General features: G+C 63.5%; 16 protein-coding genes. 13 read left to right on the top strand and 3 right to left on the bottom strand.

The features are described from left to right. Positions 1–131: 131 nt before the first annotated feature. Positions 132–1,502 carry a flagellar basal body P-ring formation chaperone FlgA gene (gene flgA / locus P3T21_RS23245; protein WP_429258295.1) on the bottom strand — a complete coding sequence of 457 codons (1,371 nt, stop codon included), beginning with the start codon at positions 1,500–1,502 and terminating at the stop codon, positions 132–134. A 236-nt stretch (positions 1,503–1,738) separates the two neighbouring features. Between flgA and flgB the strand changes: the two genes are divergently transcribed. The 12 genes from flgB (at position 1,739) to flgL (ending at position 13,967) form a co-directional block, all read left to right on the top strand. Beyond that, on the top strand, positions 1,739–2,230 hold the full coding sequence (gene flgB, locus P3T21_RS23240; protein WP_429258294.1) for a flagellar basal body rod protein FlgB: 492 nt from the start codon (positions 1,739–1,741) through the stop codon (positions 2,228–2,230). A 139-nt stretch (positions 2,231–2,369) separates the two neighbouring features. Next, positions 2,370–2,798 (top strand): flagellar basal body rod protein FlgC, encoded by a 429-nt coding sequence (flgC, locus tag P3T21_RS23235; RefSeq protein ID WP_429258293.1) that lies wholly within the window; start codon positions 2,370–2,372, stop codon positions 2,796–2,798. A gap of 11 nt (positions 2,799–2,809) precedes the next feature. Beyond that, the gene (gene flgD / locus P3T21_RS23230) at positions 2,810–3,520 is read left to right on the top strand and encodes a flagellar hook assembly protein FlgD (protein WP_429258292.1); all 711 of its coding nucleotides are present in this window, start codon (positions 2,810–2,812) and stop codon (positions 3,518–3,520) included. A gap of 33 nt (positions 3,521–3,553) precedes the next feature. After that, entirely contained in the window at positions 3,554–5,059 is a 1,506-nt protein-coding gene (locus P3T21_RS23225; protein WP_429258291.1) for a flagellar hook protein FlgE, read from the top strand. Positions 5,060–5,082: 23 nt separating this feature from the next. Continuing rightward, positions 5,083–5,841 (top strand): flagellar basal-body rod protein FlgF, encoded by a 759-nt coding sequence (gene flgF, locus P3T21_RS23220; RefSeq protein ID WP_429258290.1) that lies wholly within the window; start codon positions 5,083–5,085, stop codon positions 5,839–5,841. Positions 5,842–5,883: 42 nt separating this feature from the next. Further along, positions 5,884–6,672 carry a flagellar basal-body rod protein FlgG gene (gene flgG, locus P3T21_RS23215; protein WP_429258289.1) on the top strand — a complete coding sequence of 263 codons (789 nt, stop codon included), beginning with the start codon at positions 5,884–5,886 and terminating at the stop codon, positions 6,670–6,672. A gap of 41 nt (positions 6,673–6,713) precedes the next feature. After that, complete coding sequence (flgH, locus tag P3T21_RS23210) at positions 6,714–7,424, top strand: flagellar basal body L-ring protein FlgH (protein WP_429258356.1); 711 nt, start codon at positions 6,714–6,716, stop codon at positions 7,422–7,424. A gap of 2 nt (positions 7,425–7,426) precedes the next feature. Continuing rightward, positions 7,427–8,629, top strand: coding sequence for a flagellar basal body P-ring protein FlgI (locus P3T21_RS23205; RefSeq protein ID WP_429258288.1), 1,203 nt, complete (start codon positions 7,427–7,429; stop codon positions 8,627–8,629). Between the two features lie 9 nt (positions 8,630–8,638). Beyond that, positions 8,639–9,568, top strand: a complete 930-nt coding sequence (flgJ, locus tag P3T21_RS23200) for a flagellar assembly peptidoglycan hydrolase FlgJ (RefSeq protein WP_429258287.1) — start codon at positions 8,639–8,641, stop codon at positions 9,566–9,568. A gap of 275 nt (positions 9,569–9,843) precedes the next feature. Then, complete coding sequence (locus P3T21_RS23195; RefSeq protein WP_429258286.1) at positions 9,844–10,605, top strand: flagellar brake protein; 762 nt, start codon at positions 9,844–9,846, stop codon at positions 10,603–10,605. Positions 10,606–10,740: 135 nt separating this feature from the next. Then, the gene (gene flgK, locus P3T21_RS23190; protein WP_429258285.1) at positions 10,741–12,738 is read left to right on the top strand and encodes a flagellar hook-associated protein FlgK; all 1,998 of its coding nucleotides are present in this window, start codon (positions 10,741–10,743) and stop codon (positions 12,736–12,738) included. Between the two features lie 14 nt (positions 12,739–12,752). Next, positions 12,753–13,967 carry a flagellar hook-associated protein FlgL gene (gene flgL, locus P3T21_RS23185; protein ID WP_429258284.1) on the top strand — a complete coding sequence of 405 codons (1,215 nt, stop codon included), beginning with the start codon at positions 12,753–12,755 and terminating at the stop codon, positions 13,965–13,967. 86 nt (positions 13,968–14,053) lie between these two features. Here the strand turns inward: flgL and P3T21_RS23180 are convergent, their stop codons facing one another. Beyond that, entirely contained in the window at positions 14,054–14,731 is a 678-nt protein-coding gene (locus tag P3T21_RS23180; protein ID WP_429258283.1) for a DUF1120 domain-containing protein, read from the bottom strand. Between the two features lie 270 nt (positions 14,732–15,001). Between P3T21_RS23180 and P3T21_RS23175 the strand changes: the two genes are divergently transcribed. Next, a complete protein-coding gene (locus P3T21_RS23175; protein ID WP_429258282.1) occupies positions 15,002–15,325 on the top strand; it encodes a hypothetical protein in 324 nt (107 codons plus the stop codon). A 124-nt stretch (positions 15,326–15,449) separates the two neighbouring features. On the opposite strand, the gene P3T21_RS23170 is transcribed toward P3T21_RS23175, so the two are convergent. Then, the gene (locus P3T21_RS23170) at positions 15,450–16,112 is read right to left on the bottom strand and encodes a DUF1120 domain-containing protein (RefSeq protein ID WP_429258281.1); all 663 of its coding nucleotides are present in this window, start codon (positions 16,110–16,112) and stop codon (positions 15,450–15,452) included. Positions 16,113–16,115 lie beyond the last annotated feature (3 nt).

The following is a 16,115-nucleotide window of genomic DNA, read 5'->3' as shown; positions in this document are numbered from 1 at the left end:
ATTGGCTTCCTGAACGATTTGAATCTAATAACGGCATTCACGAATCGAAACTTTAGCTCAATCGTACCGCCTGCTCCCCCTCTGTTCCCCGCCGCTAACGCCCGAAAACCGGGCATTCCGGCCCCGAAATCCTAAAGCTGGATCTCGACGGTTCCACCGTCTTTCACAATGCCCTGGATCACCTGGCCGCCAGCCGTTTTGACCCGAACCGGCTGGCCTGGCGCGGCGTTGTTCATCGCGCTGCCTTCCGCCGAAATCGCAAAACCCTGACCCTGCGCGACGACCTTCACGGTCTGGCCGATGGTCACCGATGACGCGCTCTTCAGCATGTCCAGACGAAGCGGCAAGCCAGCCGCGACGCGCATCGTCGTCGCCGAGCCGACGGCCTGCGACGGGTCCGTCACAACTGACTGCGGCAGCATCGTCAGATCGCCTTCGCGGGCGACGAGATCGGCGGCGCTCAGCGTTTCGCCGGGGTTCATCGCGCGCGAGGCGACGTAATAGTTCGCGTGCACCGTGATGCGCGCCTGCATGTACATCGTCCACGGGCGCTCGCCCGCGCAGCGCACGCCGACGGTCGTGCGGCCCCAGAGACGCGTGCCGGTCGGCATGAAGGGTTCGAAGGTCGTGCAGGCGGCGAGTCCGCGCGGGAAGACCTGCGCGACCGTGATCTCGACCTTGCCCGGCAGGCCGACGACCTGTTGCTGGAGGAACGCGAGCGCGGCGCGGCGGACCGCTTCGCCGTCCTGCTGTCCAGCGGGGACCGGTTGCGAAGGTTGCGCGGGCTGAACGGCTTGCAGCGCGGCAGCCTGCACCTGGGGTCTGGCCTGCGTCTGCGGTTGTGAAGCGGCGCCGCCCGCACCCGCACCACGCGTCGCTACATAGCCATTTACCGCACGCGTATTGCCTGCAGAGACGCCGAGTTGAGGCGGTTCACCACGCGAAGCGAGACTGTCGAAGCCGGCCGAAGCAGCGCCGACCGGCGGATTCACGGCAACGGGTTGCACAGGCGCAGTCGCCCGCACGGCCGGCTGCGAAGGCGTGACGACAACCGGCATCGCCTGGCGCGCGGCCGGTTGCATGCTGACGCGCATCACGCCCTGAGGCTGGGCGGGCGTAGCAGCAGGCCCTTCACCCGCGCCGGGAACCAGGATCGCGCCATCCGCTTTGGCGGCATTGGCGAACCGGTCGATGTTGTTGCGATCGTTCGATGGCGTGAAACCGCCGGGCGTCTGCATTCCACCCGCCGCAGCACGCGGTGCAACAGGCGCCGGTGCATTCACCCGCTCGGCCATCGCGGCAAGCGCGCCGGGATTCGTCTCTGCGGGCCCCGCGATCACGATCGGCCCGCTGGACTCTTCGGCAGACGCGCCGCAAGGCAACGCCACGCCAGCCATGCCGGAAGCCAGCACCACCCACGCCGCCCACGCCGCCAGCGTCCGCGCGGCGCCCGCACCAGCGCGACGCGCGGTACGCGGGAGATCGGAAGCGGACAGGGCCATGGTGTTTCTCCATCGAATGCATCAGTACGAATCGCATTCTAGAGAGCGCCGATCTCAGGCAAACGTTGAATAGAGGCCGGCTTCCCCGGTTATTCGTCCGATTGCCGGTTGCGCCCGCCCCCTAATATCCATCACATGCAAAAAGGCCTTCATGGTCGCCATCAACGTTCGCCGCGCCTCGCGCAACGCGCACATCGGCCGATCAGGAAGCCCCGGACCGTCATGGGGAAAGATCAATGCTGGACAAACTCGATGCCGAATTCGCTTTTGGCCGTCAGGCGCTCGATGTGCGCGCCTATCGGCAGGAGCTGCTGTCTTCGAATATCGCCAACGCCGACACGCCCGGCTACAAGGCACGTGATGTCGACTTCTCGTCGTCGCTGGCTGGCGCGCTGAAGAAGAGCGCCGGCGCCGTTCAGGGCGCATCCAATACGTCGCCGCTCGCGATGACGCAACCCGCGGGCGTGACGAGCGGCATGTCGATGGTCTCGACCGCGCCGGGACATCTGCCGGGCAAGCAGAGCCTGCAGGCAACCGGCGGCCCCACCGACGACTTCGGCACGGTCGCGTATCGCATTCCGACGCAACCGTCGCTCGACGGCAATACCGTCGACCTCGACGCCGAGCGCGTGCATTTCGCCGACAACTCGCTGCACTACGAGTCCGGCATGACAGTGCTGTCGCAACAGATCAAGACCATGCTCTCGGCGATCACGTCGGGCACGTAAGCAAGGCACGCACAGCACATGCAGCACATGCAGTACGCAGGAACAGCACGCAACCCGCATCACCGCATTTGAGTACCGCTGGAAACCACACGCTACGGGATTAATAGCCGGACACACCGGCAAGAGAGGTCGAGAAGCCATGCCTTCCCTGATGAATATTTTCAACGTCGCCGGTTCGGCGATGTCCGCGCAGTCGCAGCGGCTCAACGTCACGGCGTCGAACCTTGCGAACGCGGACAGCACGACCGGCCCTGACGGCCAGCCGTACAAGGCCAAGCAGGTCGTGTTCGGCGTGAGCCCGATCGGCGGCAGCGCGCGCACGCGCTCCGGCCAGCAGATCGGCGGCGTCCAGGTGACGGGCGTCGTCGACGACCCGACGCCGATGAAAACGTCGTACGAGCCAGGCAATCCGGCTGCGAACGCCGACGGTTACGTTACGCTGCCGAACGTCGACCCGGTGCAGGAAATGGTCAACATGATCTCGGCCTCGCGCTCGTATCAGGCCAACGTCGAAACACTGAATACCGCGAAGCAGCTGATGCTGAAAACGCTAACGATCGGAACCTGAGGAGCATTTCCTTGACGACCAACACCACTATTGGCAACAACGGCGCGGGCGTATCGCAGACGCTGCTCGATACGATGAACGGCACGAGCAGCAGTTCTTCGAGCTCGTCTTCGAGTGCCACGAGCGGGACCGCGCTGCAGAACACGTTCCTGCAGCTGCTCATCGCGCAGATGAAGAATCAGGACCCGACGAACCCGATGGACAGCTCGCAGATGACTTCGCAGCTCGCCCAGATCAACACGGTGACGGGCATCAGCCAGCTGAATACGTCGCTGACGTCGCTTGCGTCACAGCTGACCGCCGGCCAGCAGACGCAGGCCGCGAACCTGATCGGTACGACGGTGCTGGCCCCGGGCAACACGTTCACGGTTGCGAGCGGCAAGGCGACCGGCTTCGGCGTCACGCTCGCGAACGATGCGTCCGACCTGCAGATTACCGTCAAGAACAAGGCCGGCACGATCGTCAACACGATCGACCTCGGCAAGCAGTCGGCAGGCACGGTCCCGGTCGGCTGGACGCCGGTCGACGCGGCGGGCAACGCGCTGCCGGACGGCACCTACACGATCACCGCAAACGGCACGGTCGGCGGCAAGGCTGCGACCGCGACGACGTTGTCCGCCGGCACCGTTCAAGGCGTGATCAAGCAAACGGACGGCACGGCAGGTCTCGTGCTGTCGACGGGCAGCACGGTCGGCCTGTCGTCGATCGCCGCCATCATCTAACTGCGTCCAGATACTTCAGATACGGAGAATGTCATGGGTTACCAGCAAGGTTTAAGTGGTCTGGCTGGCGCATCGAGCGACCTCGATGTGATCGGCAACAACATCGCTAACGCGAACACAGTCGGCTTCAAGCAGGGTTCGGCACAGTTCGCCGACATGTACGCCAATTCGGTAGCCACCGCAGTGAATACGCAGATCGGTATCGGCTCGCGTCTCGCTTCGGTGCAGCAACAGTTTTCGCAAGGCACGATCAACACGACGAACCAGGCGCTCGACGTCGCGATCAACGGCAATGGTTTCTTCCAGATGTCGAACAACGGCTCGCTGACGTATTCGCGTAACGGCGTGTTCCAGCTCGACAAGAACGGCTTCATCATCAACGCAGACGGCCTGAAGCTGATGGGCTACGCGGCCAACGCGAACGGCGTCATCAACTCGGCAAACACCGTGCCGCTGAAGGTGCCGACCGCGAACATCGCGCCGACCGAGACGACAACGATCACGGCCGGCCTGAACCTGAACGCGCAGGACCCGCTGATTCTCGGCACGCCTTCTGTGACGCCTGGCGGCGCTTATGCGGCGACCGGCACCGCAGCAATCACCAGCAACGTAGCCGGCACGAACGCCAACACCTATGCGGTCACGTTCAACGCCACGGGGACGGCGTACACCGTGTCCGTCAATGGGGGCGCGCCGTCAGCGGCCATAGCCTACACGGCGGGCACAGCGATCACGCTCGGCACCGGCGAAACGCTGACGCTTTCAGGCGGCGCGCTGGCAGGCGGCGAGGTCTATACCGTGGCGCCGACCGCCAAGCCGTTCAACCAGACCGACAACACCACATACAGCTACCCGACTTCGGTGCCGGTGTACGACTCGCTGGGCGGCGCGCAGCAGGTCGACATGTATTTCGTGAAGACGGCCGCAGGCTCGTGGGATGTGTACGCGGGCGTCTCGACCGGTACGGCGACCAAGATCGGCACGGCGAAGTTCGACACGTCGGGCAACCTGCTGAGCACGACCGACGCCGCCGGCGTCGCGACCGCCACGCCGCTCGCATTCGATTTCAAGATCCCGACCACCGACGGTTCGGCCACGCCGCAAAGCCTGCAACTGCGCATCGGCGGCACGACGCAGTTCGGCAGCAAGGACGGCACGAATGCGCTCGACCAGAACGGTTTCGCCGCCGGCACGCTGACGAACTTCACGATCGGCACCGACGGCACGCTGACGGGTAACTACTCGAACGGCCAGACGGCAGCACTCGGTCAGGTCGTGCTCGCGAACTTCGCGAACCAGAACGGTCTCGTGAACCTCGGCAACAACCAGTACGAAGCGACGGCCGCTTCGGGCGTCGCGCAGATCTCGACGCCGGGCAGCACGAACCACGGCACGCTGCAGGGCGGCGCGGTGGAAAACTCGAACGTCAATCTGACGAGCGAGCTGGTGAACCTGATCACGGCGCAGCGCAACTACCAGGCGAACGCGCAGACGATCAAGACCCAGCAGGCTGTCGATAACACGCTCATGAACCTGTAAGCGCAGCACGCACCGACACCATCATGGACCGGCTCATATACACCGCGATGTCGGGCGCCACGCAGGCGCTCGAACAGCAGGCTCTGGTCGCGAACAACCTCGCGAACACGTCGACAACGGGTTTTCGCGCGCAACTCGCGACTTTCCGGGCCGTGCCGATGGCGTTCGGCGACGGCAGCGCCGTCAACAACGATACGACGCGCACCTTCGTGCTGTCGTCGACGCCGGGCGCGGACTACACGCCCGGCCCGATCCAGCAGACCGGCAACCCGCTCGACGTCGCCATCCAGGGACCGGGCTGGCTGTCGGTGCTGACGGCCGACGGCAACGAGGCGTACACGCGCGCCGGGAACCTGCACGTCGACCAGAACGGTCAGATCGTGACGGCGAACAACCTGCCGGTGGTGGGCAACGGCGGCCCGCTGTCGGTGCCACCGGACTCGCAGGTGACGATCGGTAAGGACGGCACGATCTCCGCGCTGATCCCGGGCGATCCGCCGACGTCGATTGCGATCATCGACCAGCTGAAGCTGGTGAACCCGGCGCCGGGCACGATGACGCGCGGCGACGACGGCCTCTTTCGCACCAGCGACGGCAACCCTGCCGACGCCGACCCGAATGTGATCGTCACGGCAGGCGCGCTCGAAGGCAGCAACGTGAACCCGGTCGCGGCGATGGTCTCGATGATCACCAACGCGCGTCAGTTCCAGATGCAGACGAAGATGATCGAGTCCGCCGACCAGAATGAACAGTCGGCCAACAAGCTGCTCGACTTCAGTTAATACGGACTGCAGGCACGCCTGCACTCAGGGAGAAGAATCACCGTGAACCGCTCACTCTATATCGCCGCAACCGGCATGAATGCGCAGCAGGCGCAGATGGACACGATCTCGAACAACCTCGCGAACGTCAGCACGAATGGCTTCAAGGGCTCGCGCGCCGTGTTCGAGGATCTGCTGTATCAAACCACCCGCCAGCCGGGCGCGAACTCGACGCAACAGACCGAACTGCCGTCGGGTCTTCAGGTCGGCACGGGCGTGCAGCAGGTCGCCACGGAGCGTCTGTACACGCAGGGCAACCTGCAGCAGACCGGCAATTCGAAGGACGTCGCGATCAACGGCCAGGGCTTCTTCCAGGTCCTGATGCCGGACGGCACGAACGCCTACACGCGTGACGGCTCGTTCCAGACGAACGCGCAGGGTCAGCTCGTGACGTCGAGCGGCTATCAGGTCATTCCGGCCATCACGATTCCGCAGAACGCGACCTCGCTCACGATCGGTAGCGACGGCGTGGTGTCGATCACGCAGGCCGGTTCCAGCACGAGCACGCAGATCGGCTCGATGCAGATCGCCACGTTCATCAACCCGACCGGCCTCGATGCGAAGGGCGAAAACCTGTTCGCGGAAACGTCGTCATCGGGTGCGCCGATCGTGTCGCAACCGGGCCTGAACGGCGCGGGCTCGCTGAATCAGGGCTATGTGGAAGCGTCGAACGTGAACGTCGTGCAGGAACTGGTCAACATGATCCAGACCCAGCGCGCGTACGAAATCAACAGCAAGGCCGTGACGACGTCCGACCAGATGCTGCAGACCTTGAGCCAGATGCCGGTCTGACCGATCGGTACATGACAGGGTTAAAAGAGACGGTAATCACGATGTCGCACTTCATCCGTATCCCGGCAATCACGCGTGGCGCGCGCAGCGGCCTGCTGCTCGCGCTCGCCTGCACGTTCGCGGCCGCCCTCGGCGGCTGCGGGCTCGTGCCGACGCAGCCGATCATCCAGCAGCCGATGACGGCCACGCCGCCGGTCCCGCCGGTGCTGCAGTCGCCCGGCTCGATCTTCAACCCGGGCTATGCGGGCCGGCCGCTTTTCGAAGACCAGCGGCCGCGTAATGTCGGCGACATCCTGACCATCGTGATCGCGGAAAACATCAACGCGACGAAGTCATCGGGCGCGAATGCGAACCGTGACGGCACGACGAAATTCGGCGTGCCGACGGCCGGCTTCCTCGGCGGCTTTTTCGGCAAGCTGAACCTCGACGCAAGCGGCGACAACACGTTCAAGGCAGCGGGCGGCGCGAATGCGTCGAACACGTTCAACGGCACGATCACGGTGACCGTGACGAGCGTGCTGCCGAACGGCAACCTGAACGTGAGCGGCGAAAAGCAGATGCTGATCAACCAGGGTAACGAGTTCGTGCGCTTTTCGGGTGTCGTCAATCCGAACACGATCTCCGGCCTCAATGCGGTGTACTCGACCCAGGTCGCCGACGCGAAGATCGAATACTCCGCGAAGGGCTATATCAACGAGGCCCAGAACATGGGCTGGCTGCAACGCTTCTTCCTTAATCTCGCGCCGTGGTGATCATGAGCCCCGCACTTTTCAGCCGCGCCGGCTCGGCCCGTCATTCACGCCTCGGCAACGTCTGCCGTGCGCTGGCGCTGTTCGCGCTGGCGTGCGTGGCGCTGCCGGTCACCGCCCCCGTGGCGCATGCCGAACGTCTGAAGGACCTCGTGCAGATTCAGGGCGTGCGCGACAACCCGCTGATCGGCTATGGCCTTGTCGTCGGTCTCGACGGCACGGGCGACCAGACGACGCAAACGCCGTTCACGACGCAGACGCTCGCGAACATGCTCGCGAACCTCGGCATCGCGATCAACAACCAGTCGGCGGGCCAGAATACGGGCGGCTCGTCGTCACTGACCAGCATGCAGTTGAAGAACGTCGCCGCCGTGATGGTGACCGCGACGCTGCCGCCTTTCGCACGTCCCGGCGAAGCGATCGACGTCACGGTGTCGTCGCTCGGTAACGCGAAGAGTCTGCGCGGCGGCACGCTGCTGCTCACGCCGTTGAAGGGCGCGGACGGCGCAGTGTATGCGCTCGCCCAGGGCAACATGGCCGTGGGCGGCGCAGGCGCCAGCGCGAACGGCAGCAAGGTACAGGTCAACCAGCTCGCGGCAGGCCGCATCACGGGCGGCGCGATCATCGAGCGCGCGGTGCAGACGACGATTTCGCAGTCGGGCACGATGCAGCTCGAACTCAACGACATGGATTACGACACGACGCAGCGCATCACCGCGGCCGTGAACAATGCGTTCGGTTTCGGCACGGCTGTCGCGCTCGATGGCCGCACGATCCAGCTGCGTGCTCCGGCCGATCCGGCGCAGCAGGTGCAGTTCATGGCGCAGTTGCAGAACCTCGACGTGAAGCCGGCGCAGGCCGCCGCGAAGGTGATCCTGAACGCGCGCACCGGCTCGATCGTGATGAACCAGATGGTGACGCTGCAGAACTGCGCGGTCGCGCACGGCAATCTGTCGGTGATCGTCAATACGCAGCCGGTGGTCAGCCAGCCGGGCGCGTTCTCGAATGGCCAGACCGTGGTCGCGCAGCAGTCGCAGATCCAGCTCAAGCAGGATAACGGCGCGATCAAGCTCCTCAGCGCAGGCGCGAACCTCGCTGAAGTTGTGAAGGCGCTCAACGCGCTCGGCGCCACGCCCGCGGATCTGATGTCGATCCTGCAGGCGATGAAGGCCGCCGGTTCGCTGCGCGCTGAACTCGAAATCATCTAAGGAACTGCGATGAATTCAGATCCTACAAGCGCTGCAAACGACCTGTCGCAGCGCTTCGCGCTCGACGTGCAGGGTTTCGACGCCATGCGCGCACAGGCAAAAAGCTCGCCGCAGGAAGCGATGAAGTCGGCGGCGAAGCAGTTCGACGCCGTGTTCACGCAAATGATGTTGAAGAGCATGCGCGACGCGACGCCGTCCGACGGCCCGTTCGATTCGCACGATACGGCCACCTTCACGTCGATGATGGACCAGCAGCTCGCGCAGCAGATGTCGAACAAGGGCATCGGCGTGGCGGATGCGATGCTCAAGCAGTTGATGCGCAATTCCGGCATGCAGGTGGGCGACGCGAACGCGGGCAACAACGCCGCGCTCAACGCACTCGCGAAGGCTTACGCGAATCCGGCGAACAACGGCGCGCTGCAATCCGGCCGCGGTTATTCGGCGAACAGCGCCTTGACGCCGCCGATGAAGGGCGATGGCAGCTCGCCGAAGGTCGACGCGTTCGTCGATCGTCTTGCCGCATCGGCGCAGGCTGCGAGCGAGGCGACCGGCATTCCGGCGCGTTTCATCATCGGCCAGGCCGCGCTCGAATCGGGCTGGGGCAAGAACGAGATCAAGAAGCTGGACGGCTCGACCAGCCACAACGTCTTCGGCATCAAGGCGACGAAAGACTGGACGGGCAAGACGGTCTCGACGGTCACGACCGAATACGTCGACGGCAAGCCGCGACGTGTGGTCGAAAAATTCCGCGCCTACGATTCGTACGAAGAGGCGATGACCGACTACGCGAGCATGCTGAAGTCGAATCCGCGTTACGCGCAGGTGCTCAATACCTCGCACGATGCAAATGGATTTGCGACCGGCATGCAGCGCGCCGGCTACGCGACCGACCCGCATTACGCGAAAAAGCTCATTTCGATCATGCAGAAGATGGGTTGATGCAGGTTTGCGGCAGTAGCGAACGGATCCGTTCACGCCACTCCGCGCCGGCTTCCCGCGCCAGCACGGATTAAATGTTTGCCGAAAAAAATTAACGACGACGCCCTAAACTTTGGGTCGGCGCTGCCGCTAATCAGATAGACCCGATACCGGAAAGGAATGATAGCGTTCCGGTTGAACGCGTGTTTAAAGGCGACGGACGATGGCTCGCTGAAAAAGAAGCCGCCATTTCCGCCCGACAGACGCGCCCGCAAGAACAGGCAAACGGCAAGAACATGGATACCAACCAGTCGAACGGCGACAACAGCCAGGCGGAAGACGCCGGAAGCGGCCACGATTTCGGCCGCAGGAACCCGCTGGAAATCGGCGTTCAGCTACGCAATCTCGTCACCCGCGGCGACTTTCTGACCGTGCAGTACAAGGGCGGACAGCTCGTCACGAAGATCCTCGATGTGGATGTGCGCGCCCGGACTTTCACGTTCGACTGGGGCGGGCTTCCCGAACAGAACGCGGGTTTGCTCGCCGCGCCGCGCGGCCGTTTTCACGCGTCGCCGGATGGCGTGCGCGTCGAGTTTTCGACCCCCACGCCGCGTGAGACGGAGTTTGAAGGCCGTCCCGCGTTCGTCGCCGAATTCCCGGAAGTGCTCTTCTACGTGCAGCGTCGCGAGTATTTCCGTGTCGACGCGCCGGTGCTCAATCCGTACGTCTGTAAAGGCAAGTTCGAGGACGGCAGTCCCTTCCGCTTCGAAGTGCACGACCTGTCGCTCGGCGGTGTCGGCACGCGCACGACCGATGAGCGCGTCGCCGAACTGCCGATGGGCGCGATGTTTCCCGATTGCGAGCTGATTCTCGGCGCGCTCGGCACGCTGCATCTCGATCTCGAACTCGTCTCCCATCGCGCGATGACGCAGCCGAACGGCGCGGTGCGCTATCAACTCGGCTTCCGTTTCGTCACGCTGCCGGGCAATGCGGAAAACACACTTCAACGGCTCATCACACAGCTCGAAATGAAGCGGCGCTCGCTGGTGCGCGCGTAAAAAGCAGAGACGCGCGGCCAGCGCGAAAACCGCGTCGCGCGACGCAAGTGGCCCTCAATCTTTTCGCTGGCGGGCCGATATACATGATGTTCAGTCAACTCGGCGGCGCATCAGCGTCGCCTCTCAGGATGACGCATGTCCAGTAACCTTTTCAGCATCGGCCTCAGCGGACTCAACGCAGCCCAATGGGGGCTGACGACGACCGGCCAGAACATCAGCAACCAGGCGACGCCCGGCTATTCGATCGAACGTCCTGTCTACTCGGAAACGAGCGGACAGTACACCGGCTCCGGCTATCTGCCGCAGGGTGTGTCGACGACGACCGTCCAGCGCCAGTGGAGCCAGTATCTGGCGAGCGAGTTGAACAACGCGCAGTCGAGTTCCGGTTCGCTGTCGACGTACTACAACATGATCTCGCAGTTGAACAACCTGGTCGGCAGCCCGACCGCCGGTATTTCGACTGCGATCACGAGCTACTTCACCGGTCTGCAGAACGTCGCCAACAACGCATCCGATAACGCGATGCGTCAGAGCGCGATGAGCAACGCGCAGTCGCTCGCTGACCAGATCAACGCGACCGGCCAGCAGTACGACCAGTTGCGCACGAGCGTGAACACGCAGCTCACCGATACCGTCGCGCAGGTCAACACCTACACCGCGCAGATCGCGGCGCTGAATGGACAGATCGCCGCGCAGAGCACGTCGGGCCAGCCGCCGAACCAGCTGCTCGACCAGCGTGACCTCGCCGTGTCGAACCTGTCGCAGCTCGTCGGCGTGCAGGTCGTGCAGAACAGCAGCGGTTACAGCGTGTTCATGGGCAACGGCCAGCCGCTCGTGATGAGCGACAAGAGCTTCAATCTGAAAACGCAGGGGTCGACGGGTGATCCGACGGAGCTGTCGGTAGCGTACGCTGGCCTCGCGGGCGCGAACCCTGCGCCGACGCCGCAGGTCCTGTCGGATTCGGCGAACGTCGGCGGCCAGCTGGGCGGCCTGCTCACGTTCCGCAGCCAGTCGCTGGATCCGGCCGAAGCACAACTCGGCGCGATCGCGACGAGCTTCGCCGCGCAGGTGAATGCGCAAAACGCGCTCGGTATCGACCTCTCCGGCAACAAGGGCGGCGCGCTCTTCACGGTCGGCTCGCCGACCGTCTACGCAAACTCGAAGAACACCAGCGCGGCCACGCTGAGCGCATCGTTCGCGAACGCAGCGCAGCCGACGACCAGCGACTACACGCTGGCCTTCGACGGCACGAACTACACGCTGACGGACACGGCAACGGGCAGCGTCGTAGGCCAGGCGACCAGCCTGGCAGCGCCGATCGGCGGCCTGCAGTTCTCAGCAACCGGCGCGATGAACGCCGGCGACAAGTTCACCGTCGAGCCGACGCGCGGCGCGCTGAACAACTTCGCGTTGACAACTTCGACCGGCTCGGTGATCGCGGCGTCGGCACCGGTGCTGGCATCGGCGACAACGGGGAACAGCGGAACCGGCCAGATCACCCAGGGTTCGGTGACGGCGGGCTACACGCTGCCGACGTCGACCACCACGCTGACGTACAACTCGGGCACCGGCCAGCTGACCGGCTTCCCGGTGGGCTCGGTCGTCACGATAGGCGGTACGCCGCCGACGACAGTCACCATCGCCACGGCAGCCACGGGCGTGCCGTACAACCCCGCGACGGGCGCGACGCTGACGATCAACGCAGGCGTGCCACCTGTGCCGGCTGCCGGCTGGATGAATGGCGTGACGGTGACGCTGAGCGGCACGCCTTCGAACAACGACACGTTCACGATCGCCGCAAACACGGGCGGCGGCAAGGACGGCCGTAATGCGCAGTTGCTGTCGGCGCTTGTCACGGCCCAGCAGTTGAACGGCGGCACGGTGACGCTGACGAACGCCTACGCGAACTACGTCAACAACGTCGGTAACCAGACGAACCAGGTGCAGACGTCGAGCAAGGCACAGGCCTCGCTCGTCACGCAGATCACGACCGCGCAGCAGGCGGTCTCGGGTGTGAACATCAACGAGGAAGCTGCGAACCTGCTGCAGTACCAGCAGGCGTATCAGGCGAACAGCAAGGTCATCCAGACCGCCAATACGCTGTTCCAGACCATCCTCGGTATTTTCAATTGAGGCGTTGAACGCATATGCGCATTTCTACGACCCAGTATTTCGGCATGAACGTCCAGACGATGGACGACCAGCAAAGCCAGCTCACGCAGCTGTATCAGCAACTGTCGAGCGGCGTGAGCCTTTCGACGCCGTCGGACAATCCGGTCGGCGCAGCGCAGGCCGTGCAGCTGAGCATGCAGGGCGCGACGCTGTCGCAGTACTCGAGCAACCAGAACACCGCGCTTTCATCGTTGCAGGCGGAAGATTCGACGCTCGGTACGGTCAACACTATCCTGACGAACATCAACACACTGCTCGTGCGCGCCGGCGACGGTTCGCTGAACGACGGTAACCGCAGCGCACTCGCGACCCAGTTGCAGGGCCTGCGTGGCCAGCTGCTCTCGCAGGCGAATGCCACGGACGGCTCGGGCAACTTCCTGTTCTCGGGTTACCAGACGACGGCGCAGCCGTTCGGCACGAGCGCGAGCGGCGCTGTGCAGTACAACGGCGATAGTGGTGTGCAGAACGTGCAGGTAACGAGTACGCGTCAGATCGCGACGGGGGACAACGGACAGCAGGTGTTCCTCGGCGTTGCGCCGGTCGGCACGAATTCGATTCCGGCGGGCAATCCGGCCAACACGGGCACGGGCACCATTGGCGCGGTCAGCACGGGTAATGCGGCAAGCCCGACCAACGCGGACAAGTACACCATCAACTTCACGAGCCCGACCACCTACACGGTGACGGACGTGACGGCCGCGACCACGACCGCGCCGCAGCCCTACACATCGGGCACGGCGATCACGCTGGGTGGACAGAGCGTCGCGATTTCGGGTGCACCGGCCACGGGCGATTCGTTCTCGGTGACGCCGGCGACGCAGGCGGGCACGGACGTGTTCGCAAACATCGACGCGATGGTGACGGCGCTGCAGACGCCGGTGACCCCGGGCGCGGGCACGGCGAACCTGAACAATGCACTTGCGACGGGCATGAGCAAGCTGGCGAACACGCTGAACAACGTGATCACGGTTCAGGCTTCGGTGGGTGGGCGGGAAAATGAAGTGCAGGCGTTGCAGACGGTCACGCAGAGCAACAGCCTGCAGACGCAAAGCAATCTGGCGGACCTGACGCAGACGAACCTGACGCAGGTGATCAGCAAGTACACGATGACACAGTTCTCGCTGCAGGCGGCGCAGCAGGGTTTTTCGATGATCCAGAAGATGTCGCTGTTCAATTACATCGGGAATTGATGTAGCGGGTTTTGTGGTGCAGATGTGAGAGCGGCCCGGGTCTGTGAAGACCCGGGCCGTTCGTCTTTTACGTTGCTGCCAGCCGATTACAGATAGACCAGCGAGAACGTGGCCAGACCGTCGATAGGCACTTCGGTGTTCAGCGGCGGCATATCGGCCGTCTTGTTCAGGGCGAGGTCGATCTCAAGCGGTTGCGAGATCGTTGTGAACGCCGCGGGGACGGTCTGACCGGTGGCCGCCCAGGAGTGGGTTCGGAGACCGGGTTGAATCATGGTGCCGTACGGATGGAAAAACGCCGACCAGGTTGCGCCACCATCTTGGGAGTAAATACCGTCAGCAGACTGGCCATCTGCGGTAATGCCCGTTTTCAGGAACCCGACGTTATATGCGCCGACAGTTTTCCCGCCAACCGAACCAACGCCCAAAACCTGGCTCGGTGCCGTAGAGAGGGGGAGCACCGAACTTGCCGAGCCGCTTGTGCCGCTACGGTTATCAACTGTCGTGATGCCTACTGCGACCGGTGCATCGCAAGTCACGGTAAGCGTTGCGTTTTTCGCCGGCAACAACGTAGCTGCGGTTGCGCTGAGCGAAGAAGCCGGGATGCGACCAAAGTCGACGACACCGCCGCCCGAAATCGTCGGCGTGCACGATGCCGGCACGATCGTACCGATGACCTTAAGGTCAACCGAATCAGCGGCGAACGCGCCAATCGAAGTTGCGGCCAGCAATGCGGCCAGAAGGGTGTTTTTCGAAGCGAGTTTCATATTTAGCTCTTCAAGTTTAATGAGGAAGAAGAACCCGACTGGTTGTGTTTGCGCCGAATCCTTGAGTTGGATTCTGACCGCTCCCCGCGCTTCGCTGAATCGCCATTTCTTTAAATGCAGGTTGCGTAGTCACAAGTTCGCACCAGACAAGAGACAGACCAATTGGCGGTTCATCGAAGTATCGAGCCTTGGCAAACGTCACTTCGGCGACTCATTCCGGTAACGTCGGCCACCAAGACATTCGCAAACCTCGATGCGGCGGTTGCGGCATTGCCGACGCCAGTGACGGGCGCAGCGGGCACGGCGAACCTGAACAATGCGATGGCGGCGGCAATGTGCAAGCTCGCGAACACGTTGAACAACGTGATCACGGTTCAGGCTTCGGTGAGTGGACGGGAGAATGAAGTGCAGGCGTTGCAGACGGTCACGCAGAGCAACAGCCTGCAGACGCAAAGCAACCTGGCGGATTTGACGCAGACGAACCTGACGCAGGTGATCAGCAAATACACGATGACGCAGTTCTCGCTGCAGGCGGCGCAGCAGGGTTTTTCGATGATCCAGAAGATGTCGCTGTTTAACTATATCGGGAATTGATGTAGCGGGTATTGTGGTGCGGATGTGAGAGCGGCCCGGGTCTGTGAAGACCCGGGCCGCTCTCTTTTGCGCATGTTGCCGAAGAGGCAACCGGAGAAGCGATCTCCGTTTTACATCGTAGCGCTTACAGGTAGACCATCGAGATGGTAGCCAGGCCGTCGATGGGCACGTCACCCGTAATCGGCAGGGCGCTGCGCTTGTTGATACCGATCACGGCCTGCAGGTCGGTCGTCATGGTCGAGAAGGCCTTCGGTGCGCCGGTTGCGTCCGACGCCGTGGCGATCTTCGTGCCATTCAGATGACGGTTGGCATCAGTTGCAAGCGCCCACGTCGTGCCGTTGTCGACCGAAACAGCACCGCTGCCCGCGACGCTGTCAGCCGTCGGGTCGCTGAACGCGAGCGTGTAGGTGCCGACGTTGCTGGTGCCGACCGTACCCAGACCGAAGCCGTCCGTGTCCGTCAGACCGGAGACGAGCGAAGCGGCGAGACCCGGCACGACGCTGCTTGCGCGGCCGTCAACGAGTTTCATTGCAACGCGTGCCGGCTGGTCGCAGGAGATCGTCAGCGTGCTGGTCTTGGTGGTGAGGTTGGTGAAGGCGTTAGCCGCGATGATGCCGCCGCTGATCGTGCCGAGGTCGATGATGCCGTCACCAGCGAGCGTGGGCGTGCACGACGGCGGCGTGATGGTGCCGATCACATGCAGGTCAACGGAAGTGCCGGCGAAGGTGCCAGCAGAAGCAGCGGCCAGAAGCGCTGCCAGCAGGGTGTTTTTCGAAACGAGTTTCATAAA

The organism is Paraburkholderia sp. GAS334 (assembly GCF_050436625.1).
Taxonomy (GTDB): domain Bacteria; phylum Pseudomonadota; class Gammaproteobacteria; order Burkholderiales; family Burkholderiaceae; genus Paraburkholderia.
This window is presented reverse-complemented; position numbering and strand designations above follow the sequence as displayed.

What these genes read in the sequence shown, in the direction of transcription:
- P3T21_RS23205 (WP_429258288.1), top strand. Translation starts at nt 7,427, where the DNA reads ATGAGCCCCGCACTTTTCAGCCGCGCCGGCTCGGCCCGTCATTCACGC.
- P3T21_RS23180 (WP_429258283.1), bottom strand. Translation starts at nt 14,731, where the DNA reads ATGAAACTCGCTTCGAAAAACACCCTTCTGGCCGCATTGCTGGCCGCA.
- flgJ (WP_429258287.1), top strand. Translation starts at nt 8,639, where the DNA reads ATGAATTCAGATCCTACAAGCGCTGCAAACGACCTGTCGCAGCGCTTC.
- flgL (WP_429258284.1), top strand. Translation starts at nt 12,753, where the DNA reads ATGCGCATTTCTACGACCCAGTATTTCGGCATGAACGTCCAGACGATG.
- flgK (WP_429258285.1), top strand. Translation starts at nt 10,741, where the DNA reads ATGTCCAGTAACCTTTTCAGCATCGGCCTCAGCGGACTCAACGCAGCC.
- flgA (WP_429258295.1), bottom strand. Translation starts at nt 1,502, where the DNA reads ATGGCCCTGTCCGCTTCCGATCTCCCGCGTACCGCGCGTCGCGCTGGT.
- P3T21_RS23195 (WP_429258286.1), top strand. Translation starts at nt 9,844, where the DNA reads ATGGATACCAACCAGTCGAACGGCGACAACAGCCAGGCGGAAGACGCC.
- P3T21_RS23170 (WP_429258281.1), bottom strand. Translation starts at nt 16,112, where the DNA reads ATGAAACTCGTTTCGAAAAACACCCTGCTGGCAGCGCTTCTGGCCGCT.
- P3T21_RS23225 (WP_429258291.1), top strand. Translation starts at nt 3,554, where the DNA reads ATGGGTTACCAGCAAGGTTTAAGTGGTCTGGCTGGCGCATCGAGCGAC.
- flgF (WP_429258290.1), top strand. Translation starts at nt 5,083, where the DNA reads ATGGACCGGCTCATATACACCGCGATGTCGGGCGCCACGCAGGCGCTC.
- flgH (WP_429258356.1), top strand. Translation starts at nt 6,714, where the DNA reads ATGTCGCACTTCATCCGTATCCCGGCAATCACGCGTGGCGCGCGCAGC.
- flgC (WP_429258293.1), top strand. Translation starts at nt 2,370, where the DNA reads ATGCCTTCCCTGATGAATATTTTCAACGTCGCCGGTTCGGCGATGTCC.
- flgB (WP_429258294.1), top strand. Translation starts at nt 1,739, where the DNA reads ATGCTGGACAAACTCGATGCCGAATTCGCTTTTGGCCGTCAGGCGCTC.